The 22,684-nt window shown below is 55.1% G+C and carries 24 protein-coding genes and 1 pseudogene; 10 read left to right on the forward strand and 15 right to left on the reverse strand.

Annotated features, from left to right (window positions below):
* Position 1: 1 nt before the first annotated feature.
* Positions 2 to 1,489 (reverse strand): SulP family inorganic anion transporter, encoded by a 1,488-nt coding sequence (locus BG841_RS05735; RefSeq protein WP_070056780.1) that lies wholly within the window; start codon positions 1,487 to 1,489, stop codon positions 2 to 4.
* 173 nt (positions 1,490 to 1,662) lie between these two features.
* Here BG841_RS05735 and BG841_RS05740 point away from each other — a divergent pair, with 173 nt between their 5' ends.
* The gene (locus BG841_RS05740; RefSeq protein ID WP_070056781.1) at positions 1,663 to 2,346 is read left to right on the forward strand and encodes a cytochrome b/b6 domain-containing protein; all 684 of its coding nucleotides are present in this window, start codon (positions 1,663 to 1,665) and stop codon (positions 2,344 to 2,346) included.
* Positions 2,347 to 2,369: 23 nt separating this feature from the next.
* Here the strand turns inward: BG841_RS05740 and BG841_RS05745 are convergent, their stop codons facing one another.
* Positions 2,370 to 2,837, reverse strand: coding sequence for a c-type cytochrome (locus BG841_RS05745; RefSeq protein ID WP_070056782.1), 468 nt, complete (start codon positions 2,835 to 2,837; stop codon positions 2,370 to 2,372).
* 16 nt (positions 2,838 to 2,853) lie between these two features.
* On the reverse strand, positions 2,854 to 4,185 hold the full coding sequence (locus BG841_RS05750) for an HD-GYP domain-containing protein (RefSeq protein WP_070056783.1): 1,332 nt from the start codon (positions 4,183 to 4,185) through the stop codon (positions 2,854 to 2,856).
* Between the two features lie 251 nt (positions 4,186 to 4,436).
* Here BG841_RS05750 and BG841_RS05755 point away from each other — a divergent pair.
* A pseudogene (locus BG841_RS05755) lies at positions 4,437 to 4,748 on the forward strand (YchJ family protein); the annotation flags it as partial.
* 78 nt (positions 4,749 to 4,826) lie between these two features.
* Positions 4,827 to 4,895 (forward strand): SEC-C metal-binding domain-containing protein, encoded by a 69-nt coding sequence (locus BG841_RS17300; protein WP_228141712.1) that lies wholly within the window; start codon positions 4,827 to 4,829, stop codon positions 4,893 to 4,895.
* Positions 4,896 to 4,990: 95 nt separating this feature from the next.
* On the opposite strand, the gene BG841_RS05760 is transcribed toward BG841_RS17300, so the two are convergent.
* From BG841_RS05760 to BG841_RS05770, 3 genes are all read right to left on the reverse strand, one after another.
* Positions 4,991 to 6,097, reverse strand: a complete 1,107-nt coding sequence (locus BG841_RS05760; RefSeq protein WP_141737067.1) for a hypothetical protein — start codon at positions 6,095 to 6,097, stop codon at positions 4,991 to 4,993.
* A gap of 44 nt (positions 6,098 to 6,141) precedes the next feature.
* A complete protein-coding gene (locus BG841_RS05765) occupies positions 6,142 to 7,164 on the reverse strand; it encodes a Nif3-like dinuclear metal center hexameric protein (RefSeq protein ID WP_070056784.1) in 1,023 nt (340 codons plus the stop codon).
* A 244-nt stretch (positions 7,165 to 7,408) separates the two neighbouring features.
* Positions 7,409 to 7,798 carry a Na-translocating system protein MpsC family protein gene (locus tag BG841_RS05770; protein WP_083260189.1) on the reverse strand — a complete coding sequence of 130 codons (390 nt, stop codon included), beginning with the start codon at positions 7,796 to 7,798 and terminating at the stop codon, positions 7,409 to 7,411.
* 341 nt (positions 7,799 to 8,139) lie between these two features.
* On the opposite strand from BG841_RS05770, the gene BG841_RS05775 reads away from it, so the two are divergent.
* Entirely contained in the window at positions 8,140 to 8,868 is a 729-nt protein-coding gene (locus tag BG841_RS05775; RefSeq protein WP_198929159.1) for a GntR family transcriptional regulator, read from the forward strand.
* A 95-nt stretch (positions 8,869 to 8,963) separates the two neighbouring features.
* On the opposite strand, the gene BG841_RS05780 is transcribed toward BG841_RS05775, so the two are convergent.
* On the reverse strand, positions 8,964 to 9,269 hold the full coding sequence (locus BG841_RS05780; RefSeq protein ID WP_070056786.1) for a hypothetical protein: 306 nt from the start codon (positions 9,267 to 9,269) through the stop codon (positions 8,964 to 8,966).
* 10 nt (positions 9,270 to 9,279) lie between these two features.
* Entirely contained in the window at positions 9,280 to 10,035 is a 756-nt protein-coding gene (locus BG841_RS05785; protein WP_070056787.1) for a creatininase family protein, read from the reverse strand.
* A 515-nt stretch (positions 10,036 to 10,550) separates the two neighbouring features.
* Between BG841_RS05785 and BG841_RS05790 the strand changes: the two genes are divergently transcribed.
* Positions 10,551 to 10,841, forward strand: coding sequence for a 2Fe-2S iron-sulfur cluster-binding protein (locus tag BG841_RS05790; RefSeq protein WP_070056788.1), 291 nt, complete (start codon positions 10,551 to 10,553; stop codon positions 10,839 to 10,841).
* A 277-nt stretch (positions 10,842 to 11,118) separates the two neighbouring features.
* Here the strand turns inward: BG841_RS05790 and BG841_RS05795 are convergent, their stop codons facing one another.
* The 5 genes from BG841_RS05795 to BG841_RS05815 all read right to left on the reverse strand — a co-directional run bounded on the left by BG841_RS05795 (position 11,119) and on the right by BG841_RS05815 (position 15,300).
* Positions 11,119 to 11,406, reverse strand: a complete 288-nt coding sequence (locus tag BG841_RS05795; RefSeq protein ID WP_070056789.1) for a 2Fe-2S iron-sulfur cluster-binding protein — start codon at positions 11,404 to 11,406, stop codon at positions 11,119 to 11,121.
* Between the two features lie 11 nt (positions 11,407 to 11,417).
* Positions 11,418 to 12,428, reverse strand: coding sequence for a 2Fe-2S iron-sulfur cluster-binding protein (locus BG841_RS05800; protein ID WP_070056790.1), 1,011 nt, complete (start codon positions 12,426 to 12,428; stop codon positions 11,418 to 11,420).
* 71 nt (positions 12,429 to 12,499) lie between these two features.
* Complete coding sequence (locus BG841_RS05805; protein WP_070056791.1) at positions 12,500 to 12,979, reverse strand: GlcG/HbpS family heme-binding protein; 480 nt, start codon at positions 12,977 to 12,979, stop codon at positions 12,500 to 12,502.
* Between the two features lie 21 nt (positions 12,980 to 13,000).
* Positions 13,001 to 14,446 carry an aldehyde dehydrogenase family protein gene (locus BG841_RS05810; RefSeq protein WP_070056792.1) on the reverse strand — a complete coding sequence of 482 codons (1,446 nt, stop codon included), beginning with the start codon at positions 14,444 to 14,446 and terminating at the stop codon, positions 13,001 to 13,003.
* Between the two features lie 116 nt (positions 14,447 to 14,562).
* Complete coding sequence (locus tag BG841_RS05815) at positions 14,563 to 15,300, reverse strand: TenA family transcriptional regulator (protein ID WP_070056793.1); 738 nt, start codon at positions 15,298 to 15,300, stop codon at positions 14,563 to 14,565.
* A gap of 413 nt (positions 15,301 to 15,713) precedes the next feature.
* On the opposite strand from BG841_RS05815, the gene BG841_RS05820 reads away from it, so the two are divergent.
* Positions 15,714 to 17,120: an MFS transporter gene (locus BG841_RS05820; RefSeq protein WP_228141606.1), complete on the forward strand. Its 1,407-nt coding sequence runs from the start codon at positions 15,714 to 15,716 to the stop codon at positions 17,118 to 17,120.
* Between the two features lie 81 nt (positions 17,121 to 17,201).
* Here BG841_RS05820 and BG841_RS05825 read toward each other — a convergent pair whose 3' ends face one another.
* Together BG841_RS05825 and BG841_RS05830 are read right to left on the reverse strand one after the other, a co-directional pair.
* Positions 17,202 to 18,173, reverse strand: coding sequence for a calcium/sodium antiporter (locus tag BG841_RS05825; protein WP_070056795.1), 972 nt, complete (start codon positions 18,171 to 18,173; stop codon positions 17,202 to 17,204).
* Positions 18,174 to 18,379: 206 nt separating this feature from the next.
* Positions 18,380 to 19,042 carry a GntR family transcriptional regulator gene (locus tag BG841_RS05830; protein ID WP_070056796.1) on the reverse strand — a complete coding sequence of 221 codons (663 nt, stop codon included), beginning with the start codon at positions 19,040 to 19,042 and terminating at the stop codon, positions 18,380 to 18,382.
* 181 nt (positions 19,043 to 19,223) lie between these two features.
* Between BG841_RS05830 and BG841_RS05835 the strand changes: the two genes are divergently transcribed.
* The 4 genes from BG841_RS05835 (at position 19,224) to BG841_RS05850 (ending at position 22,683) form a co-directional block, all read left to right on the forward strand.
* The gene (locus BG841_RS05835) at positions 19,224 to 19,799 is read left to right on the forward strand and encodes a chromate transporter (RefSeq protein WP_070056797.1); all 576 of its coding nucleotides are present in this window, start codon (positions 19,224 to 19,226) and stop codon (positions 19,797 to 19,799) included.
* Positions 19,796 to 20,326: a chromate transporter gene (locus tag BG841_RS05840; protein WP_070056798.1), complete on the forward strand. Its 531-nt coding sequence runs from the start codon at positions 19,796 to 19,798 to the stop codon at positions 20,324 to 20,326. Before BG841_RS05835 ends, BG841_RS05840 begins: the two co-directional genes overlap by 4 nt.
* A gap of 274 nt (positions 20,327 to 20,600) precedes the next feature.
* On the forward strand, positions 20,601 to 21,080 hold the full coding sequence (locus BG841_RS05845) for a RidA family protein (RefSeq protein WP_070056799.1): 480 nt from the start codon (positions 20,601 to 20,603) through the stop codon (positions 21,078 to 21,080).
* A gap of 19 nt (positions 21,081 to 21,099) precedes the next feature.
* Positions 21,100 to 22,683: a hypothetical protein gene (locus BG841_RS05850; RefSeq protein ID WP_070056800.1), complete on the forward strand. Its 1,584-nt coding sequence runs from the start codon at positions 21,100 to 21,102 to the stop codon at positions 22,681 to 22,683.
* Position 22,684: the final 1 nt, after the last annotated feature.

The following is a 22,684-nucleotide window of genomic DNA, read 5'->3' on the forward strand; positions in this document are numbered from 1 at the left end:
TCTAGTGTCCCATGAGCTGATCAACGGCGCCGGGTTTGTTGTGCTCGCCGAACCGGTCCACGATGGTGGCGCTGGCCTCGTTCAGGCCAATCACTTCTACTTCGGCACCTTCCCGGCGGAAGCGGATCACCACTTTGTCCAGCGCCGACACCGCGGTGATGTCCCAGAAGTGGGCGCGATGCAGATCGATCACCACCCGGTTGAGCCCTTCGCGGAAATCAAAGGCGTCGGTGAATTTTTCCGCCGAGCTGAAAAACACCTGTCCAACCACCTGATAGGTGCGAGTGTTGCTGGCTTCGTCCAGCTCCGACTGCACCCGCATGAAGTGCCCGATTTTGTTGGCAAAGAACAGGGCCGCCAGCAACACCCCCGCAAATACACCGTAGGCCAGATTATGCGTGGCCACCACCACAATCACTGTGACCACCATCACTACGTTGGTGGATAACGGGTAAGTGCGCAGGTTACGGATCGAATCCCAGCTGAAGGTACCGATGGACACCATGATCATGACCGCCACCAGCGCCGCCATGGGGATCTGCACCAGAATGTTGTCCAGCACCAGCACCATGATCAGCAGCACCACCCCGGCGGTGAAGGTGGACAAGCGGGTGCGGCCGCCGGATTTCACGTTGATCACCGACTGACCGATCATCGCACACCCGGCCATGCCACCCAGCAAGCCGGAACCGATGTTGGCAATCCCCTGCCCCCGGCATTCCCGGTTGCGGTCGCTGGTGGTGTCGGTCAGATCGTCCACAATGGTCGCCGTCATCATGGTTTCCAGCAGGCCGACGATCGCCAGTGGCAGGGAGTACGGCAGGATGATCATCAGCGTTTCCCAGGTCAGCGGCACATCGGGCCACAGGAAGATGGGCAGGGTGTCCGGCAGCTCGCCCATATCACCCACGGTGCGGATATCCAGATTCAGCAATACCGCAATGATGGTCAGCACAATGATGCACACCAGCGGCGACGGCAGCATTTTGCCCACCCGGGGCAGCAACGGGAACAGGTAAATGATGCCCAGGCCCGCGGCCGTCATCGCGTACACCTGCCAGCCCATACCGATCAACTCCGGCATCTGCGCCATAAAGATCAGTATCGCCAGGGCGTTCACAAACCCGGTCACCACCGAGCGGGACACAAAACGCATCAGGCTGCCCAGTTTGAGGTAGCCGGCAATGATCTGGATCACCCCGGTCAGCAGGGTCGCCGCTAACAGGTATTCCAGCCCGTGTTCTTTGACCAGGGTCACCATCAGCAGCGCCATGGCGCCGGTGGCGGCGGAAATCATGCCCGGACGGCCGCCGGCAAAGGCGATGATGATGGCAATACAGAAAGAGGCGTACAGCCCTACTTTGGGGTCGACGCCGGCAATAATGGAGAAGGCAATCGCCTCCGGGATCAACGCCAGAGCCACCACGGTGCCCGATAGCAGGTCACCGCGAGTGTTGGAAAACCACTCACTTTTAATATTTGTCAGCATTAATAATTCCGGAAAGTCTGAGGAAACACGAAAACACAGAGAGCGGGGAGTTTAAAACATATAGCGGCCAGTAAGTAGTCTGTCGGCCTCCCACTAGGTGGTTCTACTGGGGCCCCGGCCGGTGACGGGGTATACTTGCGCAGATTTTCGCAACAAAGGGCTGGAGACCGACGATGAAAACCATTCGAGTCTGGGATTTGCCGACACGGCTGTTTCACTGGTTATTGGTGGTGACGGTGAGCGGCGCCCTGATCAGTGTCAAACTGGGCGGCACCTGGATGGTGTGGCACGAACGCCTGGGTCTGGCGACCGTGGCTTTGCTCAGCTTTCGCCTGGCCTGGGGGCTGGTGGGGTCGACCTACGCCCGGTTTCAGCAATTCGTGCGCGGCCCGCGCACCGTGCTGGCCTATATGCGAGGGCAGTGGCGCGGCGTGGGCCACAACCCGGTCGGTGCCCTGTCGGTAGTGGCGATGCTGGGATTATTGGGTTTTCAGGCCGTTACCGGATTGTTCGCCACCGATGCCATTGCCTTCAACGGCCCCCTGTACCGGGCAGTCTCATCCAGCTGGAACGATACGATCACCAGCTGGCACAAGCGCACAGAATGGTACATATACGCCCTGATCGCCCTGCATATCGTGATGGTGTTTTTCTACACGCTGGTCAAAAAAGACAATCTGATCAAGCCAATGATCACGGGCCAAAAGACCGTTACGGATAAAACCCTCGTTGGCCGTAAAGGCGGAGGCTTGCCGGCGCTGGTGATTGCGCTGGCAATCGCCGCCTTTGCCCTGTGGGCGGCCAATGGAGGCTTGCTGGCACCGCCTCCGCCACCCGCACCGGATCTGGGCTGGTAACGGAGGCGGGCGCGGGAGTCAGGTTACTTCTCGGCGCGGAACGCGTCGTGGCAGGCCTTGCAAGATTTGCCCACAGCACCGAACTGCGCCGCCAGCGCGGCCTGGTCGCCGGTCGCGGCCACTTCCTGCAGTTTGGTGGCGGCTTGGGCGAAACCAATCGCCACTTCACGGGCTTTGTCCGGCTGCTCGAAGAACTCCGGCTTCAACCGGGTGCCTTCGCTCTGGTCCATTCCGGTGCCCGGGCCGAACAGAGCACCCAGACCAGAGTTCGCCACTGCAGCAATGGCGTTCGCCGCCGCCAGCATCTGTTGCTGGTTGTAAGCCACGTCGCCATCCACGGCCTGCGCCTTGATTTTACCCATGTTCCAGGCCGCAAACTGAAACGCACCCTGGCGGGCCGTAATCTGATCTTCCGCGCTCATCTGCGCTGCAACCGGGGTGGCCAAGGCCACACTCACCAACGCGGCGGTCAGCAGTCCTGTGTTACGCATGCAAACATCCTCTCAGTTATTCTGTTTCAAACGACGGCAAAGGTGCGGTTACGATCAACCCGTCCTTTACAAAGTCCCGCAAGATAACACCATAAGTGCCGTCTGGCACCTCTTTGGCGATCTGATAGGGCACCCCGTTGCGGTCTTCGGGTGCGCTCTGCAGGTCCAGGACCCAATGTTCCGACACCGGCCATTTGTCCGCCTCCCTGACCATGAGCACCTTGGGCTTGAGTTTATGGGTGTCATGGCTTTCGATGACGATACCCACTTCGCCGTTGAGCATTTCCACGATGGAGCCCGGCGGATAGATACCGATCATACGGATAAACGCGTCGGCCAGATCCGGATCAAACTGGGTGCCGCGGTTCTTGTGGATGATTTCCAGGGCGCGCATGGACGCCTGGGCCCGTTTGTACACGCGCATGCTGGTGATGGCGTCGTAAGTGTCTACCAGGGCGATGATCTTGGCAAAGTAGGGAATCTTGTCGCCCGTCAACCCTCGGGGGTAGCCGCTGCCATCGAGGCGCTCATGGTGACTGAACGCCACGTCCACGGCGGTTTGCAGTGATTTGCCGGTGCTTATCAGAATGTCGCGCCCGTGGGTGGCATGGTCTTTCATCTGCGCGAATTCTTCGTCGGTGAGGCTTCCCGGTTTGTTCAGCACCTCATTGGGGACCCGGGTCTTGCCCACGTCGTGCAGCAGGCCGCACAACGCCAGATTGCGGATTTCCCCCTCCAGCAGCCCCAGGTGCTTGCCGAAAGCGGCGGCCAGGATGGAGACGTTGATGCAGTGCTCGGCGGTGTACTCATCCTGATTCTTGATTTTGGTGAGCAGCATCAGCGCGTTTTCGTTGCGCAACACACTCTCAACACAATGATTGACCACGGTCCGGGCGTGATTCACGTCGAGGGTCCGGCTCAGCCGCAATCCTGACATCAGGGTTTTGGCGGTGTGCCGGGCCTCCTCAAAACGCATCGTCGCTACGGGTATTTCCCGGCCGACACTCACCTGGTTGATATAAGACACGCGCCGGCGGGGGAGGCGGCGGGCGGCGCTGGCGGGTGGCGGAGTCGCGGGCTTTTTATTGCGTCTGAACCAGCCCGTCTGACGCCCCGTACGCGGAATGCTCTCCTTCGGCTCCCGCCGTTTGGTCACCCGTCCCTGAACAAACACATACTCACACTGGCTGCGCAGGGCATGAAGATCGGCCGGATCCTCGATGACAAAACCCTGCAGGAGAAAATCGGTCTCTTCCCAGGGCCGATCCAGCCGCACCACATGCATGCCAATTTGCAGATCGAACACGTCTACCTGGGTCTCAACGAGCTCACTGTAAGTGCTGCGCATTCCCTACGCCCTCTAACAACTGCGAATAACGGTCTTTATCGCCCCTCGGCCACCCTGAAGGTGGGCCGGAACTGCGACAGGTGATCGATGTACAATTAATACAACGTGCCGATCCGTCCTGCAAACCACTTCGGCCAAGGCCGGCTGTCAGCTTAGCACAATCAGCCCGTTGCGCTTGATCCTCCTCAAAAAATGCTACCATAAATTCCGGTCGATACGCTCTAGTATGTAACAAATATAGACACGTTAACATGCCAACGCCATTGCTCAATCTGTGCCCCTGCGGCAGCCTCAGGCCTTACCCGGACTGCTGCCAGCCCTACCATCAGCAGCGCCTGCCCGCGCCCACGCCTGAGGCGTTGATGCGCTCCCGCTACAGCGCCTTTGTGCTGGCGCTGCGCGACTACCTGCAAGCCAGCTGACACCCGGACACCCGCCCCCAAAATCTGGCCTTGGACGACAATCCGGCCTGGGTTTCACTGCAGATCCTTGACAGCCAGGCACGGGGTGACCGGGGCAGCGTCCACTTCCGCGCGGTCTACCGGCTGAACAACGGCTGGGGTTATCTGGAGGAAACCTCCGACTTCATCCGTGAAGACGGCCAGTGGTATTACCACAGCGGCAACCCTCAGGAAGGCACGCTGAAACCGGGCCGCAATGAGCCCTGCCCCTGTGGCAGTGGCAGGAAATTCAAGGCGTGTTGTTTGTAGGCTATTGGGGTGTACGCCGTATCAACCACTTAAAAAGCAAACTGCGTACTTGCTTTTTAAGTGGCGTCATATCTACGGCAATGCCCTCATGTCATTCAAACCAAAAAGGGGGTTAAGAAAAACGCAATGATGAACGCTGTAACCAGCCTCATGCAGATACCCAGTACCGCTGCACCCATGGCTTCGCGCTCGTTAAGATCTGAGCACTCTGCCCACACCACGGGTATTTGACCAAAAACAGCGGATAGGGGAAGCCCTGATGACGCAAGTACAAACGAACCTATGACGAGGGCGGGATCCAGGTCTGCCGCGATTTCCTGCAGTGTTCCCATAGCAAGAGTGGGGCTTACCAGGATGGAGAGCACGCCGGTCTCGGGGTGAATGTTCAACAACAACATGGCTTCACCCAAGAACGCCTCTACCGGCTTCCAGACGCCGATATAGTCCAGTGTTCCAATAACGGCAAAGACCAGTGCGACCGCCGGAATCAGAATGAGCAGCAACAGCTCTACCCCTTCCCGAGCGGCGCCGAACAGCATGGGCATGAACTCAGTTGTCGGAGTGAACCTGGGCAGCTTGCCAAGCTCGACTGTTTTGACTTTTCTGAACAGCAGTTTGGACAAGATCAGCGGTGAAACAAATAGCGGGACAAATACGGCCACTATAACGACTGCGAACACATTCACGCCAGCAAAGGTCAGCGCCATCAGGCCAAGCATAAAGGTAGAAAACGACTGCTGTGATTGCACCATGGTTGCCACAGCGATTTTTTGCTCATCTTTGGTCGCATTGGCCTTTTTCAGGATGGGCCCCGCAATCCTCCCAGCCGCATTGATATCGCCAAATATATTATAAATACTGGGTATTATAACGGCGGGGTTGACCCGGATCAGCTTCATCGCCGGAACGAATATCCTTACGAGAGCATCCGTAAAGCCCAGTCGCTCAAGTAATCGCCCTACAATAACGCTGGCAATAATGGCAGTCCCAACGACGCCTGTTAAGAACACATCTACAACAACCGGGCGTACCGTGCTCAATATAGCATTAAACAAACCTGACAAACTTGTGGGCGAGATCAATAAAAACAGCATACAGACTGCGAGGAGAGACATGCCTACGTATTCGATTTTATCCCACTTTCTCTTGGTCAGAGGCATAGCGGGCTGTTTCGGCGTTTCGAGTGGTAGTTCTTGGCTCATTGCAAGACCCTCATTATATTTATATTTATATTTGTATTTATTTATCAGTCTATATCGGTTGCATTTTTGCCTAACAGGTGCGCCTCAGAGATACGCTTGGCGTAGTCCCGCATGGCATTGTTGCCCACACTCTTTACAGGAGTAGAAGTAACCCGATCCCGGAAGAGCACAACCTCAACGCCTTCCAACAACTCTTCCAAAGCATAAGCAAGGGGCAGGCCATTTTCTAAAATTTCCATCACATGGCAATTGCCAACAATAAAGTTGACACCTAAATCCTTTGCAGTTTCGACCAAAGGATGGCCACTATAGACTCGGCTTATCGATGCAATGACCGTATCGATTTGAGGGTTTTCTCTGACCGCCGTTATGAGATTTTCGGCTGAAAAGCCCGTGTGGGGAAAGATGTGCAAGACATTCTTTACTTGATCACTGCGATTCCCTATGTGTATGAACCCCTTTGTTTCCAATGTGGTTTCCTGAATTGAGGCGACACCCCGGATTCTTTGCTCTTGCTCCAGTAGCTGCCGGTCTTGGTCCAGCGCCATGAATGCGTCAAGCCTGTCCAGAATATCGCCAAGAGTGCTAACCCCTTCAAGGGCTTTCCCAACAAACATGATATTACCGTGGACGCCACCGTAACTGATGTCGACTCCGGTGATCTTGTGACCATGCAGGAAGGCAATGCCCGGGTGAAGCCCATGGAAAGCTTCGTGGCACTCAAGCCCGGCGATATTGTAAAGGTCGAGGTAATTTTTCAGAGTGACCCCCCCACAACTCGCCGCATCTGCCATTGGGTGATGCGCCACAATGGCGTCTACCCCTGTAGCGCCGGCAAGCTCTATGACCAGTTCGGTCATGGTCATGCACACGGCTATTTTCTTGACTTGTTTTGCAGGACTCCCGTAAACCAAGCCTGGAATCTCCAGAACCTCTTTTCCGTAGATTCCAGAAGATTTTAGAATCACAAACGGGTGGTCACCGCTTTTCACCTCATCCATGGATGAGACTGTGCGGCCCCCCGTGATGATGCCGAGCGCATTTACTATGTCTTCTACCGTCTTCATTGGTTTTCCCTCTTCCAAAAAAAAACCGTCAGCACAACCCCGGGCGTTAACCCTGGATTGAGCTGACGGTTTTTATGCACTTCCACCCCAGTGGTGGGAGTTCAATTGACCAGTCAACTTTTCAGCAATGGCTTACTAGCAAGACTTTGACCCAAACTGGAGTCAGCAGCAGCGCGTCGGCCATCCGTTTTCATTTGCTTGGTCAATACAGCCAGACCAAGCTGACAATACTCTTAAGCGTAGCTCACAATTTTGGTGCCAGATACTCTCCCACGTTCTTTTCCAGCAATACCACCGTGCATGACAACTCCGCATTCACATCATAGTCTTTAAATATAGCCTTAACATCGAATCTATACTTGTTGGTGAGAACTTCCAACAACTCTTTTTTCAGCCCCTCGACCAAACAATGATTAGCAAGCTCACCAACATGACTGTCCGTTGCTTTCAAATAGGACAACGAGTGCACTCGCTTGTTGAGCGCAAATATAAGCAGTTTATCTCCGACAATATCTACTCGTTGACGTACAACACCATTCCCAAACACTTTGTTATTGATGATATTGTAGTCTTTTATGAGCTCTTGCTTAAAATCCCCAAGAGAGCTCATGTTGTAGTGATGATTTAATTGCATGAGACTCAAGCAACCCTCAGTCGGCGAAGGTGGTAGATTTTTTATCGTTTTTTATGGTATACCATACTGAGCTAATTAGTAACACTACCTATCAAGCAGGAGCAAGTCAACACCGTTTTGATTCTTTTTTGATCACCCAGTTTGAAGGTAATTCTGCCCGCTATATTCCGTGCAAGTCCTTGCAAGGAATACGAAAGTCTGGGGCGTTGGCCATCAAGATCACCGCCAACAGGGCGATTGCCAGACCTGTATACTTGTTCTGGCAATCGGCCCGGTGACGGGATTTATGGCATGATGTTACGGCCACCAGCCAGACCACACTCAAACACAACCAGGCCCGCATGATGATTTCTGAAACGACGAATCCACCCTGGACCGATGAAGAGCTATCGCCAATCAGGGATAAGGTTTATTTTTATATAAAAGACGCCATTCTTCGAGGCGAATTCAAGGCGGGCGACCGCCTTATTGAGCGCAGCCTTGCACAAACACTGAACATTAGCCGAACACCGGTTCGGGAAGCCTTGTTCCGGCTCGAATCCCAACGATTCGTCTCAACGGTGCCCAGAAAAGGCGTTGTCGTAAACGAAATTTCGCGAGACGAAATTCTGGAGGTTTTCCTGATTCTGTCGTCACTCGAATCTCTGGCGGTTCGGCTGGCGGCACAGAAAATCGATGCACAAACCATTGCAGAGTTTGACCGTGAGATTGAAACGCTGGAACGCATCCAGCAAAACCCGGAAGAGCTGGGCGAACAAGAGCTGCACCTTGAAGTCAATCTGAGATACAACGATCTGATTGGCAGAGCATCCAAGAACTTCCGACTGCATGAAATGCTGGTCGACCTGAAGGATTACGTCAGGGCATTTTCCAACATGAGCAAACACACGCCTGGCCGTGCCTTGGAAGCCCTCAACGAGCACCTGGACATACTGGTTGCAGTTCGTAACGGCCAGGCCGATCTCGCCGAAAGCTACGCCCGCGTACACATCGAAAAAGCAAAGCGAGCCTACGTGCAGAGCAGTGTGTCCGAGCCGGAGCCTGGGCTAGAAAACGCCTCTGGAGATTGATATGTCTACGGAATTCAGCCGCCTCAAACACGCTAGCTATTGATTACTCCCAACGCCCCACAGTGTATTGGCCTGAGAGGCGCTGTTTGGTTAGGTTAAACCAGAGTGACTGGCCGCAAGCTTACGTCCATCACCTCGGACTGGGTCAGGTGCGCGAGTTCCTTTTCAGCGGAGCCCAGGCTGTCGAAGGCTTCGAAAAATTTGACCGGGATGGAGTTGTTGCTGCTCTTGTCTCCCTCGTCCACGATACTGACACGCGCCTTGTCGGAGTCCACTCGCGCGATACTGAATACCGCCTTCTTTTGATTGTAAAAATAGTACTCGAAGCTTTTCATTACGGTCAGACCCTCTTCTGGGAAGGCGTTGTACTCGTTGGTCTTGCTCGTCAGGATGATAAACATCACAGATCCTCTATTGTTGTTTTAAAATTCGACGCATGGCTCCAGTTAAACCCTCGAGCGCTTCCTCTACGATGTCTTCGCCCGCCTGCAGGCTCGCTTTTGTAGCGTCACCAATACAGCCATTGCGCGTCATTTCATCGTATGCGTAGTAGCCTTGTATCGGTTGCCCTGGTCGCAGACCTTCCCAACGGCCCCCCTCAACGATGTCACCTCTCTCAAGTAGCTCTTTGCGCACGATGTGCGGTGCCAGATAGAGAGCTTCGGATACTTCCCGCTCACAACTGTGACCGTAAAGTTTCGACGTGACGTGCTTTTTGAAAGCCTCCTTGGCCGTCGCCGTGGTCTTGGCGTAATAACACTCCACATCCAGCTCCTGGGTCAACGTGGTCGAGGCGACACTGAGCGTTGGCTGGTTCCCACCATGGCCATTCATGAACAAGAACTTGTTGATGCCGTGTTGCTTCAGAGAGGTCACCATGTCCCGCAGAAGGTTGATCAGAGTGTCCGGACGCAACGTAATCGTTCCCGGGAAATTCATATGGTGCGGCGATATGCCCATCGCAATAGTCGGCGCCACAATGACGCTCGGATAAAGCCGTTTTGCCAACTTTTTTGACATGGCCTCTGCCAACACCGCATCACAACTCTCGGCCATGTGCGGGCCGTGCTGTTCATGTGCCCCCACCGGGATAATGGCGACCTCTACAGTCTCCAGTGCGTCCTTTACTTCCGGCCAAGTCATATCCGCCAAGATGTATGCGTTCATTGTTATTACCTATTCTGGCTGCGGTTTAAATCGCCCAAAACGCTCGGGCCCAAGTTCAATTCCACCACCTCGCATGGTATACCATAGTTTAAAAATACTGCAATCACCACTGTTCAGCTTAACCTGCATCCCGACAACCCAAATCAACTCAAAGTGAGCAGTTGCGGCGCCCAAAAACAGGTACACCACCCTCCCCGACAATCGCGACAATTACCCTATTATCAACACGTTAAATTATTATCAAGCTCGATTTCATGGCGCCAGCCAAATCGGACGCGTTGGACTGATCCGCCCACTCAAGCCACGCTCCTTCCGATCGGTACCGCCCACCCTTCTGATCGGGAACTCACCATATCGCGCAACAAGGTATACCAAATGCCGAAAATTGCTTGACGCCACTTTACACCCTGCCTTATGGTTAGGGTTGTCTTAACGGGCCTTGTTTGGATAGCCAACACATCATACAGGCGTGGTATACCAAGCCTATGCCATTTAAAATAATAATCAGGTGACATATGCCAGTTATTAAGATTCATAAGAATGGTGAAGCACACGAAGGGGAGATTCCCGATAACTCGAACATGGTTGTCAGAGCCGGTATTCGCCAGTTTCCCTACCCCCACCTCACTTACGGGTGCGGCATGGGCAAGTGCGCGAAATGCATGTGCAAGATCATCACTGGCGAAACCAGCCTGCCGGAGCCAAACTGGAAAGAAAAGAAAATACTGGGATCGAAACTCGAACAGGGGTACAGACTCGCGTGCCAGCTGTGGATCAGCGCCGACTTGGAGCTTTCTCAGGCTTGAGGCTCCGCGCTTTCCGCTGAAGTGATCCGGCGTTTCAAAATCAGAGGGACCTTCCAACTCACCAGGCGCGAGGCCAGGACAACCACGCGCCGGGTGCTTACGGCCGATGTTAAAATATCAGGCAATTCGGCGGCAATATCTACCCCACCAATGGTTCTGGAATTAAAAACACCTTAACGGACGCCACGGGCACACCCTTCTAACGAGAGTAAGCCCATGGATCCGTGAAGGTGTTCGTCTCCTATTCAGCACCGCACACTCGTTACAGCGTGACTTGTCAGGTTACTTCCCAGGATACCTCCACATCGCCCAGCACAAAGGTCTGACAACCTAACCGGTAGCCGTCCTCAAGCTCCTCGGCACTCAGGAGAGTCCGCTCCTTCTTTTTCACCGGGTCGGTGTTCTCCAGCCCTTTTTCAATGAGGCACTTGCAGGTGCCGCAATTACCGCCACCACACTTGAACGGTAGACCGCACTGCTCCCTCAGCGAAACCCGCAGCAGGTTAGAGTTTTCAGCCACGGAGACTGTCTTTCTGTCGTTAGTTACAAACACGATATTGATCATAAAATACCAACCTATGCTGCCGCTATCTCATGAGTAAAGTTGAAGCTGTCCGAGAAAATCCGATCCACAGGCAGTCCCCGCTTGATGAAGGCATTTTTCGCCGATTCGATCATCGGTGGCGGCCCACACAGATAAGCATCGAAGCGCGAGAAGTCACTGATGTCCTCACAGATCGCTGTGTGCACGTACCCTTTGCGACCTGCCCAGTCCGATTCTGGCTGGGACAGGACCGGTACATAATGAAAGCCCTGAAATCCTTGTCCCAGCTCTCGCAACGCACTGTCCATGTACAAGTCGTGCTGGCCACGAACGCCCCAGTAAAACGCGATTTCCGGCACATCCTCGCGTTCGCGCAGCGACTCGATGATCGCCTTGATCGGCGCAAGTCCCGTGCCTCCCGCCACCAATAGCAAGGGACGGCGCTCCTCAGATTGGTACCTGAATTCGCCCAGAGGCAACTCCACATCCAGCGCGTCACCCACCCGGTAGTGGTCATACAGGCGCTCGGTAAAACGCCCCCCCGGGACACGCCGGATGTGCAGATCGAACAGGTCACCGCTCGGGGGCGATGCCATGGAGAAACTGCGGGGCGTGCCGTCTTCAAGCATAATGTTCAGATATTGACCGGGGTGAAAGCGGACGTCTTGCGCTGAGGGTATACGCAACACCAGGTGTGTCACGTCGTGAGATAACTGGTCCAAGCCCTCGATTCTCGCAGTGTGGTATTCCGGTGGTATGTAATCGGCGGCCCGTACCGTGGCACTGATGGTCAGATCCGACATCGGTTGCGCCTGACAGGCCAGTGCATACCCCTGGGCGGCCTCCTCTTCGCTCAGGCCAAACGGCTGCTCTTCGTATTCAACCTTCCCTTCCAGCAGTCTGACTCTGCAGGTCCCACAGCCACCGAAGCGGCAATCGTGGGCCAATGACACTCCCGCCCGCTCGGCCCCATCCAACAAGGCTTCACCCGGGGCTACCTCAAAGCAGTCCGACGTTTCTGTTACTGTTATTTTATAGGTCATAGCTGCCTCCGATGATGTCTCATCTTGTCTCGTCGACCGGACCGGCCGGCATAGAGCCGGCCGTCGTGACATTATTTCTTGATATCCGCTGCCACCATCACCTCGTGGCCTTGCTCAACGAGAACATCACTCAATGCCTGCAGTGCGGCCAACCCGGCCGTGGTGTCTTGTTCACCATTGCCGCCACTCAGGCCCACGCCGCCAACCACTTCTCCGTCGACCACGATGGGAAACCCACCAACAAACGCAGCAAACTTGCCTTCAAAGCTCCACTGAATACCGAAAGCTTCGTTCCCGGGCAGGCCAGGACCGTTTGGCGCGGTGTTGAACAGGTGCGTGGAGCGTTTGTGGCCCGCGGCGGTGAACGCCTTGTTCCAGGCGATTTGCGGGCCCGTAATGCGAGCGCCATCCATGCGCTCCAGGGCCATTGGGTAACCGCCTTCATCACAGATACAGATGGATTCCAGGACGCCGATTTCCTCAGATTTTTTCTTGGCGGCTTCGACCATCAGTTTTGCTTCGGACAACTCAAGACGATAAAAAGATTTCATAATAGACTCCAGAACCGCTACTTAGCGGCCAATGTAAACGGTTTTTATTTGGGTGTAGAAGTCCAGTCCGGCACGGCCGGACTCACGGAAAGTTGACGTGCTGGACCGCTTCAACCCCCCGAAAGGGGCATTGACCAGATTGCCGGTGGTGGTCCGGTTCACCTTGACGGTGCCGGCCTCGATTTCGAGAGGGAATCGTTGTATGTAACGAATGTCATTGGTGATCAGAGCGGCGCTCAGCCCGAATTCGGTGTCGTTTGCCTTGGCAATGGCGTCGTCGTAATCCTCCACGTCGATCACTGCAATCACCGGCCCAAAAATCTCTTCACGGGCAATCCGCATCTGCTGGGTGACGTCCGTGAATACGGCTGGCTGGACGTAATAGCCGCCGTCAAAGCCGGGGCCGGTGAGGTGCTCACCACCGTACACGTGCGTGGCTTCGGTTTTGCCAATGTCGATATAATTGAGGACGGAGTCCAACTGGCGCTGGTTAGCCAGAGGCCCGATCTCAACACCCGCGCCCATGCCATTGCCAATCTTGATGCTTTTGATGCGTTGAACCAGGGCGTCCAAGTAGCGCTCCTTGGCACCGGCTGTGATCAATACCCGACTGGTACCGGTGCAAGCTTGACCGGTGAGAGCAAAACCACCCTGCACCGTCAGATCAACCGCGGTGTCGATATCCGCATCGTCCAACACGATCATCGGGTTTTTCCCGCCTAACTCCATCTGCGTACGCGTGGTCAGGCTTGCGGCCTGATGAATGCGTTCGCCAGCACGGGTAGAACCGGTGAAGGTAATGGCACGAACGACTTCATTCGTGGTGAGTTCGGCACCGATATCACTTGCACTGCCGGTGATAAAGTTGAACACACCTTTGGGGACGCCTGCGTGATGCAGTGCTTCCGCAAGCCGCAAAGCAATCAGTGGTGTGTCCGACGACGGCTTGAATACCACGGTGTTGCCGGTGATCAAGGCCGGGGCGATCTTGCGCGCCGGGATCGATATCGGGAAGTTCCAGGGCGTGATCACACTGACCACACCCAGTGGCTCTCGCTGGCTGTACACCAGCATGCCCGGATCGTCACAAGGGTAGGTTTCACCGGTGAAGGTGGTGCCTTCCACGGCGTAGAAACGAAACGTTTGCGCCGACCGCATGATTTCCATCTTGCTGTTGGAAAGGAGCTTGCCTTCCTCACGGGTCAGCTCCTCAGCGAACTGATCTACGTTCTTTTCCAGATAATCGGCGGCAGCGTTGAGAATCTTGGCCCGTTGGCCCATGGGTGTCTTCTTCCACATTGGGAAGGCTCGATGCGCAGCTTCCAGCGCGTCGCGGGCGTCCGCCTCGGTGGACGCCTGAAACTGCCCCAACAATTCTTCGTAATTGGCCGGGTTCCGGCTCTCGAAGACGTTGCCGGAGGAAGCCTTCGTCCATTGTGCATCGATGTAGTTAAAATATTGAGTCACTGTCGAACCCCTCAATGGCGTCGATCATTCAGGCCCGCACACCGTGCCGCTGAACAGCTGGCGAACACGGTGCGGAACCTCGGATTTTGCTTGGTAACCTGATTTCGATAACCCGATTACGCAGCTTCGCTCATATCCAGCTCTTCCAGCGGCAGGTCATCGGCGACGTAGTCGTAGTACAGCGCCGTGGTGTAGAGCAGACGCATTTCGGCACCGATTTCACAGATCTTCAGGCAACGCTGCTGAAGCTCGACGGTGTTCGCCTGCTCCAGAACAATCTGATAGCCACGCTCACCGTGGATCTCGTCGGAAACAATGTGCAGATCAAAGAACTCGACTTCCTCATCTGTGAAGCCGTACTGATCACGCAGAATCGGTGTCTGCTTGCGGTAAATCGAAGGGACTTGTGATTCCAGCCCCACCACCAGGGCGGCTACGGCTACAACCGGATGCTCACGCATCGCCATGGCGTAGCACCAGGCTTGCAGGCCGCGGGTCGTTGGTGACATGTTGTCCGGGTTCTCGATGCGCTCGCGGGTGGTGCCGCAGGCCTCGCCGAAACGAATCAGCAGATCGGTGTGACGATCGCCGCCAATTTCTTCTTCGTACATGTTCTGCAGCAAGAAGTCCTTGGATTCAACATGCTCCTCCGGCGTGTTCGCATAAATGTATGCCAGATAGCCTGCGAAGGGGCCAACATAGTGGTAATGGTTTTCTGCCCAGCGCGCCAAGTGTTCACGGCTCAGCTTACCGCTGGCCCAGGCCACGCTAAACGGCGCCTTGTTTGCGCTCTTGCCTTTGACCGCCTGTTCCAGCGCAGCGCGGAAGTCTTCCCGGTTCATTAGTTCAGCCATTGCATTCACCTTTTTATTGTATTCATGCCACCTGTTGAGGGCGGGCATGCTGTGTTGTGCGAGTGATTATCTAGCCTTGTTTCGTAAGACCTGGCCCTGACAAAGCCGGCACCTGGTATACCAAGTGCCGATATCCAAATTAGCCACACCAGAAAACGATGTCAAGGATGAAAGTCGACTTTTGTTTGAAAATACCGCTCATGAAACCTAATCCGCAAAAGTTTTAACCCTATTTATTTCTTTAAAATCAATAACTAATAGGTTTTTATGGCTGGTTTTTCCTTGCTGCGAATACGATGAAGTGCAACTCGTCTAACGAATCTATTATTGTGATGCCAATACCAAATGGTATACCATGAAGGCTCTTGCACGCATTCACGGCCAACCGGCCGACACCCAGAGACGCCTGCTACGTGACGACCCAAACCACTACGCGCAATTCACCTATCAACCCTCGTGCCAGCCTGGCGGTAGTATTAGGCACTCTATTGCCGGTCCTGGATCTTGGCTTGACCAATATATCCCTGCCCAGCCTGGCAGCAGGCTTGCGCATTGCTGAATCCCAGGCGGTCTGGATCTCCACTACTTATCAGTTGGTGTGCGCAGCGACATTGATGGTTGCTTCAGCCTTGAGTTATATATTGGGTAGCAAGCGCGTCTATCTGGCGGGTTTATTGCTGTTCACACTGGGCTCACTCGGCTCGGCGCTTGCGCCCGATTTCGCGGTGATGATGGGGTGTCGAGTGCTGCAAGGAGCCGGTGCCGCCGCGCTGCTGGCCTTGGGGCCGGCGCTGCTGCGTACTATTTATCCGCCCAACCGACTGGGTCGAGCAGTGGCACTTAACGCCCTTGTGGTCGCCGGCGGGCTGGCTGCCGGGCCTAGTCTTGGCGGCATCGTGCTGTTTTTCGCCGACTGGCGGTGGATTTTCGCGCTCAATCTACCTGTGGGCCTGATGGCGATCTGGCTTACGCAGGATTCGTTTACTGCTGAGTCGCTGAGAAAAAGTCGGTTCGACTGGCAAGGGGCATTGTATTCAGCGCTTGTGATGGCCGCACTGATGCTGGCACTGGAGCGCCTGGGACATGGCTCGGGTGCGGTTTTCCCGGCTGTTCTGACTGCCCTTGCGGTTATTTTCAGTGTGTTGTTTGTTTATCGGCAACGTAAGGCCCCTCAACCTTTACTGCCACTGGAAATTTTCAGCCAGACCCGGTTTTCGCTCTCTATCATCACAACCTTGCTGGCGTTCACCGCGCAGGGCCTGGTGTTTGTAACACTGTCGTTTCTGTACCAGTCCCAATTCAACTTCTCGCCACTCAAGGCCGCCCTGTTATTCGCGCCCTGGCCGGTGTCACTCCTGTTATCGGGCCCATTGGCAGGTCGTCTGTCTGATCGCATCAACCCGGCGTTGCTGTCATCGGTTGGACTGCTGGCATTTCTTAGTGGATTGACAGTGTTGGCCTGGGGGAGTCACGTCCAGAGTCTACCCGCATTGGTTACAGGCTCGCTCTGGTGCGGGTTGGGATACGGTTTTTTTCAAGCGCCAAACAACCATGAAATCATGACAAATGCTCCAATTGCATTGAGTTCGACCGCTTCTGGCGTGTTAGCAACGGTCAGAACCCTTGGTCAAAGCTTTGGGTCCGCTGCATTCGCTTTCGCATGGGCTTTCTACGGCAGGCGTATCGACCTCACTCTCTGGGTCGCCTTCGCGTTCACCCTGGTCGCCCTTGCCAGCAGCACCGCCCGATTAAAATATGGACGGGGTTCACCGGTGCCAGACACCCCAATCAACGGCGGCACCGTCCCGGAATGCCAATAAGTTTCCACTGAGCTGGCGCACTACGGCGGTTACTTTGTGCTAGTTATCGCCAACGGCACGAACCACTCATCACGCGTCTGATCAACCCACTACAAGTGAGACCAGATAGCCGGTATAACCCGCGTAGGCCAGCAGTAAAAGGCTGCCTTCGAGGCGGTTGATACGACCCTGGCGCCCACGCCAGCCTAGACCCATTATCAGCAGCGCAATGGTCAGCGCGGCCATGACCACCCAGTCGCGGTACAGAACTACCGGATCAATCACAAGCGGATGTATCCCCGCAGCTATGCCTACGACGGCCAGGGTATTGAACAGGCCGGAACCCAGCACGTTACCCAGAGCCAGTTCGTGTTCATTCTTGCGTATGGCCGCCATCGCTGCGGCCAGCTCCGGCAAGGACGTGCCGATGGCCACCACGGTCAACCCGATAATCAGGTCGCTCACACCAAAGCTCTGAGCAATGTGAACGGCGCCCCAGACCAGCAGCCGGGAACTGACCACCAGCACCACCAGCCCCACGACCAACCAGCCAAGGGCCCGCCCCAGACTCATGGCGTGTGAATCGATCTCTTCGCTGTAACCGGCTTCCAGCGAGTCGGCCGGTTGTTTACGCCCCTGCATCAGTGACCAACCCATCAGACCGAAAAAGGCGACCAGCAACACCAGGGCATCCAGTCGACTGAGCGCTCCGTCCAGTAACTGGTAACCGGCTAACAGGGTGACCGCCAGCAGCAGGGGAAGCTCTTTGGAAATAATACGGGATTGCACGCGTATCGGAGAGATAAGCGCAACCAGGCCGACAACCAGACCGATATTAGTAATGTTCGACCCGTATGCATTACCCAGTGCCAGACCGGGGTTGCCTTGCAGCGAGGCGATCGCCGAGACCACCATTTCCGGCGCGGAAGTACCAAAGCCGATAATCACCATACCAATCAACAAGGGCGACATACCGGCGTACTTGGCCGTTACCGAGGCACCTTCCACAAATTTGTCGGCGCTCCAGACCAGTAAAACCAATCCGGCCAATACAGCAGACCAGGTCAACAACATAAACGTCTCTCCAAGTGTGAAGTATGCCGCCAGCGTTTTTCGCATGCCGTGCAACGGATAAGTTACAAACTCTGGCCTCCGCTTTCGCCACTTGGTATACCATCTAGCCTTTCAAGGCGCAATCACTGGCCTGATACAAAGCCCGACAATCATCCGCCAGGACACCTGCTGAAATCACCGGCATGCCATTGACACCCGTGAGCAATTCAAGAGCAACTGGGTAAAGCGACTTCGTGGGACAAGCGGATGTGCCGTTCCAGTAATTGCCGGATCTCGACCTCGTTTCGTGCCAATGCCAAGGTAACCAGGTCCTCATGTTGCGCGTTCAGGACTTTCCTCATAGCCAGGTTACGGGGTGCCTGTCGGCGGTAACGGTCGAACTGTTCATGCAGTTGACGTATGAATTTCAGCATCCAGGCCGATTGGCAACTCGACAAAAGAACTGCGTGGAATTGAGTATGCAAGTGTTCCCAGTCTGCAAGGGGAACGCCCTCCCCGTCAGCTCTCTTGAGCCGATGCCCGGCCGCCAGAACTTCCGATTCCCATGTGGAGTCGCCATACCGGAGTGCCCGACTAATCGCCATGCCCTCCAACTCGACGCGCAGGTCGACGATATCCTGTAACTCCTCCCGGCAGAGCTTCGGCACCCGAAAACCACGCTGGGCTTCCTGCTCAAGCAAACCGACGGCTGCCAGACGACTCAAAGCTTCCCGCAAGGGGCTTAATCCGACCTGGTAATTGTCTCGCAACGAGGCGATAGCAAGCTTCTCGCCAGCCTGATATTGGCCATTTAACAGATCCTCCCGCAACGCCGCAAAAACCCGTCCGGCGTTAGAGTTTGCTTCTTTCTGAACAAATTCTTCGGACATAAAAAAACCTCACCACTAAGACTTTGGAATACCAAATGCCAAATTTCTCTTGACGCCACTTCGCGCCTTGCTCTATGGTTTGAAAAAATCGATTTTACGGAAATTATCTAACGTAACAATAATTATCGACGACATCAGGCCACAGCGCGAGCCGGATGTCACACACAGGTAGAACAACGTTATGAAATGGCAAGAGCAGGGCGATCTTCTGGTCTCTTTTCTTAGAACAGGTCTGTTAGGTTTTGGTGGCGGTCCGTCCATGATCCCATTGATTCACGATGAAGTGGTCAAGCGTCGGGGGTGGATGAGTGACGACGACTTCTCCGACGTCCTTGCGATTGCCAATACCCTGCCCGGCCCCATAGCGACCAAACTGCCTGGCTATGTCGGTTACCGAGTAGCTGGGGTGGCGGGCTGCCTTACCTCAGTGCTGGCGATCACCATACCGATGATTGCTGCCATGATTCTGTTACTGAGCGTGTTTTCCAAATACCGCGACATCAGCTGGATCCGAGGCATGGCCATGGGCGTCGTTCCGGTGGTCCTCGTCATGATGGCACAGCTTACCTACGATTTTTTCAAGAAGTCCCACAGCTCGCTGGGCTGGATCTCCACCCTGTTGCTCATCACGATCTCGGCGGTACTGATCTATGGTTTGTCTATCCACCCCGCGTTCTTGATTCTGACGCTGCTTATAGCTGCCATTGCACTGCCCGGTGCTGGCTTCGGTTCAATATTCAGGAGGGAGGAGCTGTGATCTATCTCAGTCTTTTCTCTGCCTTCTTCGTGGCAAACATGATCGGCTATGGCGGGGGGCCGGCGATTATCCCATTGATTGAAGCCGAGGTTGTTGGCCGGTTTGGCTGGATGACGGCGTCCGAATTTGCCAAAACACTCGCCATCGGTAACGCGTTGCCAAGCCCTATAGCAACCAAAATGGCCGGTCAGATCGGTTACGACGTCGCCGGCTTCCCCGGCGCTGCGGTCGCACTGTTCGCCACCGCAGCACCATCTTTGTTGCTGATGCTGGCCGCACTGGGTGTGATTCTGAAGTTCAAGGACTCGCCACGGGTCAAAAGAATGAGCAGCTGGGTGCGCCCGGTAATCACCGTATTGATGGCCATCCTGGTGCTGTCCTTCTTCAAAGAAAGCATGGCGGCTGCAGGTGCCTACCATACCGCTATATTGGCGGTCGCGGCGGCCATTGCACTTGTGCGCTTCAAGATCCATCCGGCGCTGGTCGTGTCATCGTCTTTGTTTTATGGCGCCCTGTTTCTGGGTTAGTCACGACCTGATAGTAATAGCGTTGTCACATAGCAATTGACAACGGATCGGTGGCGGTGATGCCAGCCTACCGCCACCGATCGGGACACGAAGAAATGCTGGGGTCAGCAATTGGAGAGAAGTTATAGGCTAGCCCAAAGCTTCAGAGGCAGCGACAAACAAAATCTGAATCAGTGTCTTATTGAGATGGCGAAAAAGTACCGAAAAAAATAACAACGGGTACTGACCGGCCTCCAAACCAAATAACTCTAACAAAATGAAAAAGGCAGCTCGAATGCAAGACGTCGACGCAACATTGAAAGCCATGGGTCTTGACCTGAAAAGAACCAACCCCCCGGCTGGTAGCTATGTACCTCACCTTACCCACAACGGTCTTGTGGTGGTTTCTGGCCAAACCTGCAAGAAGCACGGCCAGCTTGTCTATCGCGGCAAGATTGGATCGGATCTGGACCTGAGCCAGGGAGTCGAGGCGGCAAAATTGTGCGGTCTCAATATGGTTGGACAGCTGTATAACGCCTGTAACGGAGATTGGAGCAATCTTGCACAGTGTCTGAAACTTACGGTTTTCGTCAACTGTACCGCGGATTTTGAACAACTGTCCCAGGTCGCGGACGGTGCGTCGAACCTAATGCATGAACTTTTCGGGGACAAGGGCAAACACACTCGCTCAGCCGTGGGTGCCAATACCCTGCCCGGAGGGGCCACTGTGGAAATCGAAGGCATTTTCGCACTGGTAAATAACAATAATATATAGAGCGTAAATAGGTGACACCATGACTGAAGCTATACCTCTGACTCTGGCCCACTGGCTGTACCTGGCGGGTGCGCTTGCAGTTTTTGTAACGATGGTCTTTCGTACCACCGTCGTTGTGCCTGCTATAGCGGCAACGTTCCTGGTTGCACTGGCTCATACCGGCAGCCTGACCACGGCTTTTACTTCCGTGTTCAATGCCAGCATCGTCGCTGCCGGCGAACTGTTCAATATCTTTCTGATCATTGCACTGATGACGGCCCTGCTGGGCTCCCTGCGCCACCTTGGCTCTGATCTGAAAATGATCATGCCCTTCCAGAAGGTCATGGTGAACGGGAAAGTTGCCTACCTTGTGCTGGCTGCGGTGACTTATCTGATCTCACTCTTCTTCTGGCCCACCCCGGCCGTGCCTCTGGTGGGCGCCATTCTGATACCTGCCGCCATTGCCGCCGGGCTCCCGGCCATAGGCGCGGTGGCTGCCATCGCCATCGCGGGTCAGGGGATGGCACTGTCGTCAGACTACATTATCCAGGTCGCCCCGGGCATTAGCGCCGGCGCCGCGGGACTGGATGTAAGTCAGGTGGCGGATCGCGCCTTTGCCTTGTCCCTGATTACTGGCGGTGTTGCATTGCTGATTGCCTTCTTCGGCTTTCGCAAGAGCATCATGCTTCCGGATCAGGACCGGGTCCAAATATGGGAAAAAGGCGGGCCGCTTGAGTGCCCCGAAGCGCTCAAAAAGGAAAAAGCAGAAAACAAGAGCCGTCAAATGGGCTCCTTTGGAAACAAGTCTCAATTGGCCCAAGTGGGTGCACGCAGCGACAGGGAAAAGACTCAACTGGCCCGCGCCGTCGTTCGAGTCGAGCAAGGAGCAAGCGCCACCGTCGATGCTACCGCACTGCCAGCCGTTGAACGCTGGGCCGGATTTTTTGCGGTTCTGGTGCCGATCGCCTTTCTGGCAATCATTACTTACATGGTGGTTGCCAAGTATTTTGACGTACTGCCAGCGCTGCAGGGTGGTGATGGCGCAGCCCTGGTTGGGGGGGTTGCGGCGTTGATGCTGTTGTTCGCAAGCTTTGCCGGAACCGGTCGCAAATGCCTCACCGTCGCTGCTGATCACATCACTGACGGTCTGGTGTTTGCATTCAAAGCCATGGGTGCGGTGTTACCCATCGCTGGTTTTTTCTTTATGGGTAACAGCGAAACCGCCAGCACGATTCTGGGCGTCGCCAGTGCACCTGGGTTCTTGTTCGACCTGGTGCAGTCTGTGCAACACTTGATTCCGCAGAACTCCTTGTTCATGGGCATCGGCATATTGCTGATCGGCATGGTGACGGGTGCAGACGGTTCCGGTTTCTCTGGTCTGCCTCTTACCGGGGCGCTTGCCGGCGCTCTGGGCGCCACCGTCAGTATCGAAACGTCCACCCTTGCCGCCATCGGCCAAATGGGCGCCATCTGGACGGGCGGCGGCACTCTGGTTGCCTGGTCCTCCCTGATCGCCGTGGCCGGTTTCGCTCGAGTGCCTGTTCTTGAGGCCGTGCGCGCGCTGTTTGTCCCGGTAGTATCGGGCCTGGTGATCGCCACTGTGGTCGGTGTCACCATTTGGTAGG

Origin of the sequence: Marinobacter sp. X15-166B, from assembly GCF_001752365.1 — a bacterium.
Lineage (GTDB): Bacteria > Pseudomonadota > Gammaproteobacteria > Pseudomonadales > Oleiphilaceae > Marinobacter.

Bases quoted from the DNA above. Each gene is read 5' to 3' on its own strand.
- BG841_RS05735 (WP_070056780.1), bottom strand. From the start codon at position 1,489: ATGCTGACAAATATTAAAAGTGAGTGGTTTTCCAACACTCGCGGTGAC.
- BG841_RS05740 (WP_070056781.1), top strand. From the start codon at position 1,663: ATGAAAACCATTCGAGTCTGGGATTTGCCGACACGGCTGTTTCACTGG.
- BG841_RS05745 (WP_070056782.1), bottom strand. From the start codon at position 2,837: ATGCGTAACACAGGACTGCTGACCGCCGCGTTGGTGAGTGTGGCCTTG.
- BG841_RS05750 (WP_070056783.1), bottom strand. From the start codon at position 4,185: ATGCGCAGCACTTACAGTGAGCTCGTTGAGACCCAGGTAGACGTGTTC.
- BG841_RS05760 (WP_141737067.1), bottom strand. From the start codon at position 6,097: ATGAGCCAAGAACTACCACTCGAAACGCCGAAACAGCCCGCTATGCCT.
- BG841_RS05765 (WP_070056784.1), bottom strand. From the start codon at position 7,164: ATGAAGACGGTAGAAGACATAGTAAATGCGCTCGGCATCATCACGGGG.
- BG841_RS05770 (WP_083260189.1), bottom strand. From the start codon at position 7,798: ATGCAATTAAATCATCACTACAACATGAGCTCTCTTGGGGATTTTAAG.
- BG841_RS05775 (WP_198929159.1), top strand. From the start codon at position 8,140: ATGATGATTTCTGAAACGACGAATCCACCCTGGACCGATGAAGAGCTA.
- BG841_RS05780 (WP_070056786.1), bottom strand. From the start codon at position 9,269: ATGTTTATCATCCTGACGAGCAAGACCAACGAGTACAACGCCTTCCCA.
- BG841_RS05785 (WP_070056787.1), bottom strand. From the start codon at position 10,035: ATGAACGCATACATCTTGGCGGATATGACTTGGCCGGAAGTAAAGGAC.
- BG841_RS05790 (WP_070056788.1), top strand. From the start codon at position 10,551: ATGCCAGTTATTAAGATTCATAAGAATGGTGAAGCACACGAAGGGGAG.
- BG841_RS05795 (WP_070056789.1), bottom strand. From the start codon at position 11,406: ATGATCAATATCGTGTTTGTAACTAACGACAGAAAGACAGTCTCCGTG.
- BG841_RS05800 (WP_070056790.1), bottom strand. From the start codon at position 12,428: ATGACCTATAAAATAACAGTAACAGAAACGTCGGACTGCTTTGAGGTA.
- BG841_RS05805 (WP_070056791.1), bottom strand. From the start codon at position 12,979: ATGAAATCTTTTTATCGTCTTGAGTTGTCCGAAGCAAAACTGATGGTC.
- BG841_RS05815 (WP_070056793.1), bottom strand. From the start codon at position 15,300: ATGGCTGAACTAATGAACCGGGAAGACTTCCGCGCTGCGCTGGAACAG.
- BG841_RS05825 (WP_070056795.1), bottom strand. From the start codon at position 18,173: ATGTTGTTGACCTGGTCTGCTGTATTGGCCGGATTGGTTTTACTGGTC.
- BG841_RS05830 (WP_070056796.1), bottom strand. From the start codon at position 19,042: ATGTCCGAAGAATTTGTTCAGAAAGAAGCAAACTCTAACGCCGGACGG.
- BG841_RS05835 (WP_070056797.1), top strand. From the start codon at position 19,224: ATGAAATGGCAAGAGCAGGGCGATCTTCTGGTCTCTTTTCTTAGAACA.
- BG841_RS05845 (WP_070056799.1), top strand. From the start codon at position 20,601: ATGCAAGACGTCGACGCAACATTGAAAGCCATGGGTCTTGACCTGAAA.
- BG841_RS05850 (WP_070056800.1), top strand. From the start codon at position 21,100: ATGACTGAAGCTATACCTCTGACTCTGGCCCACTGGCTGTACCTGGCG.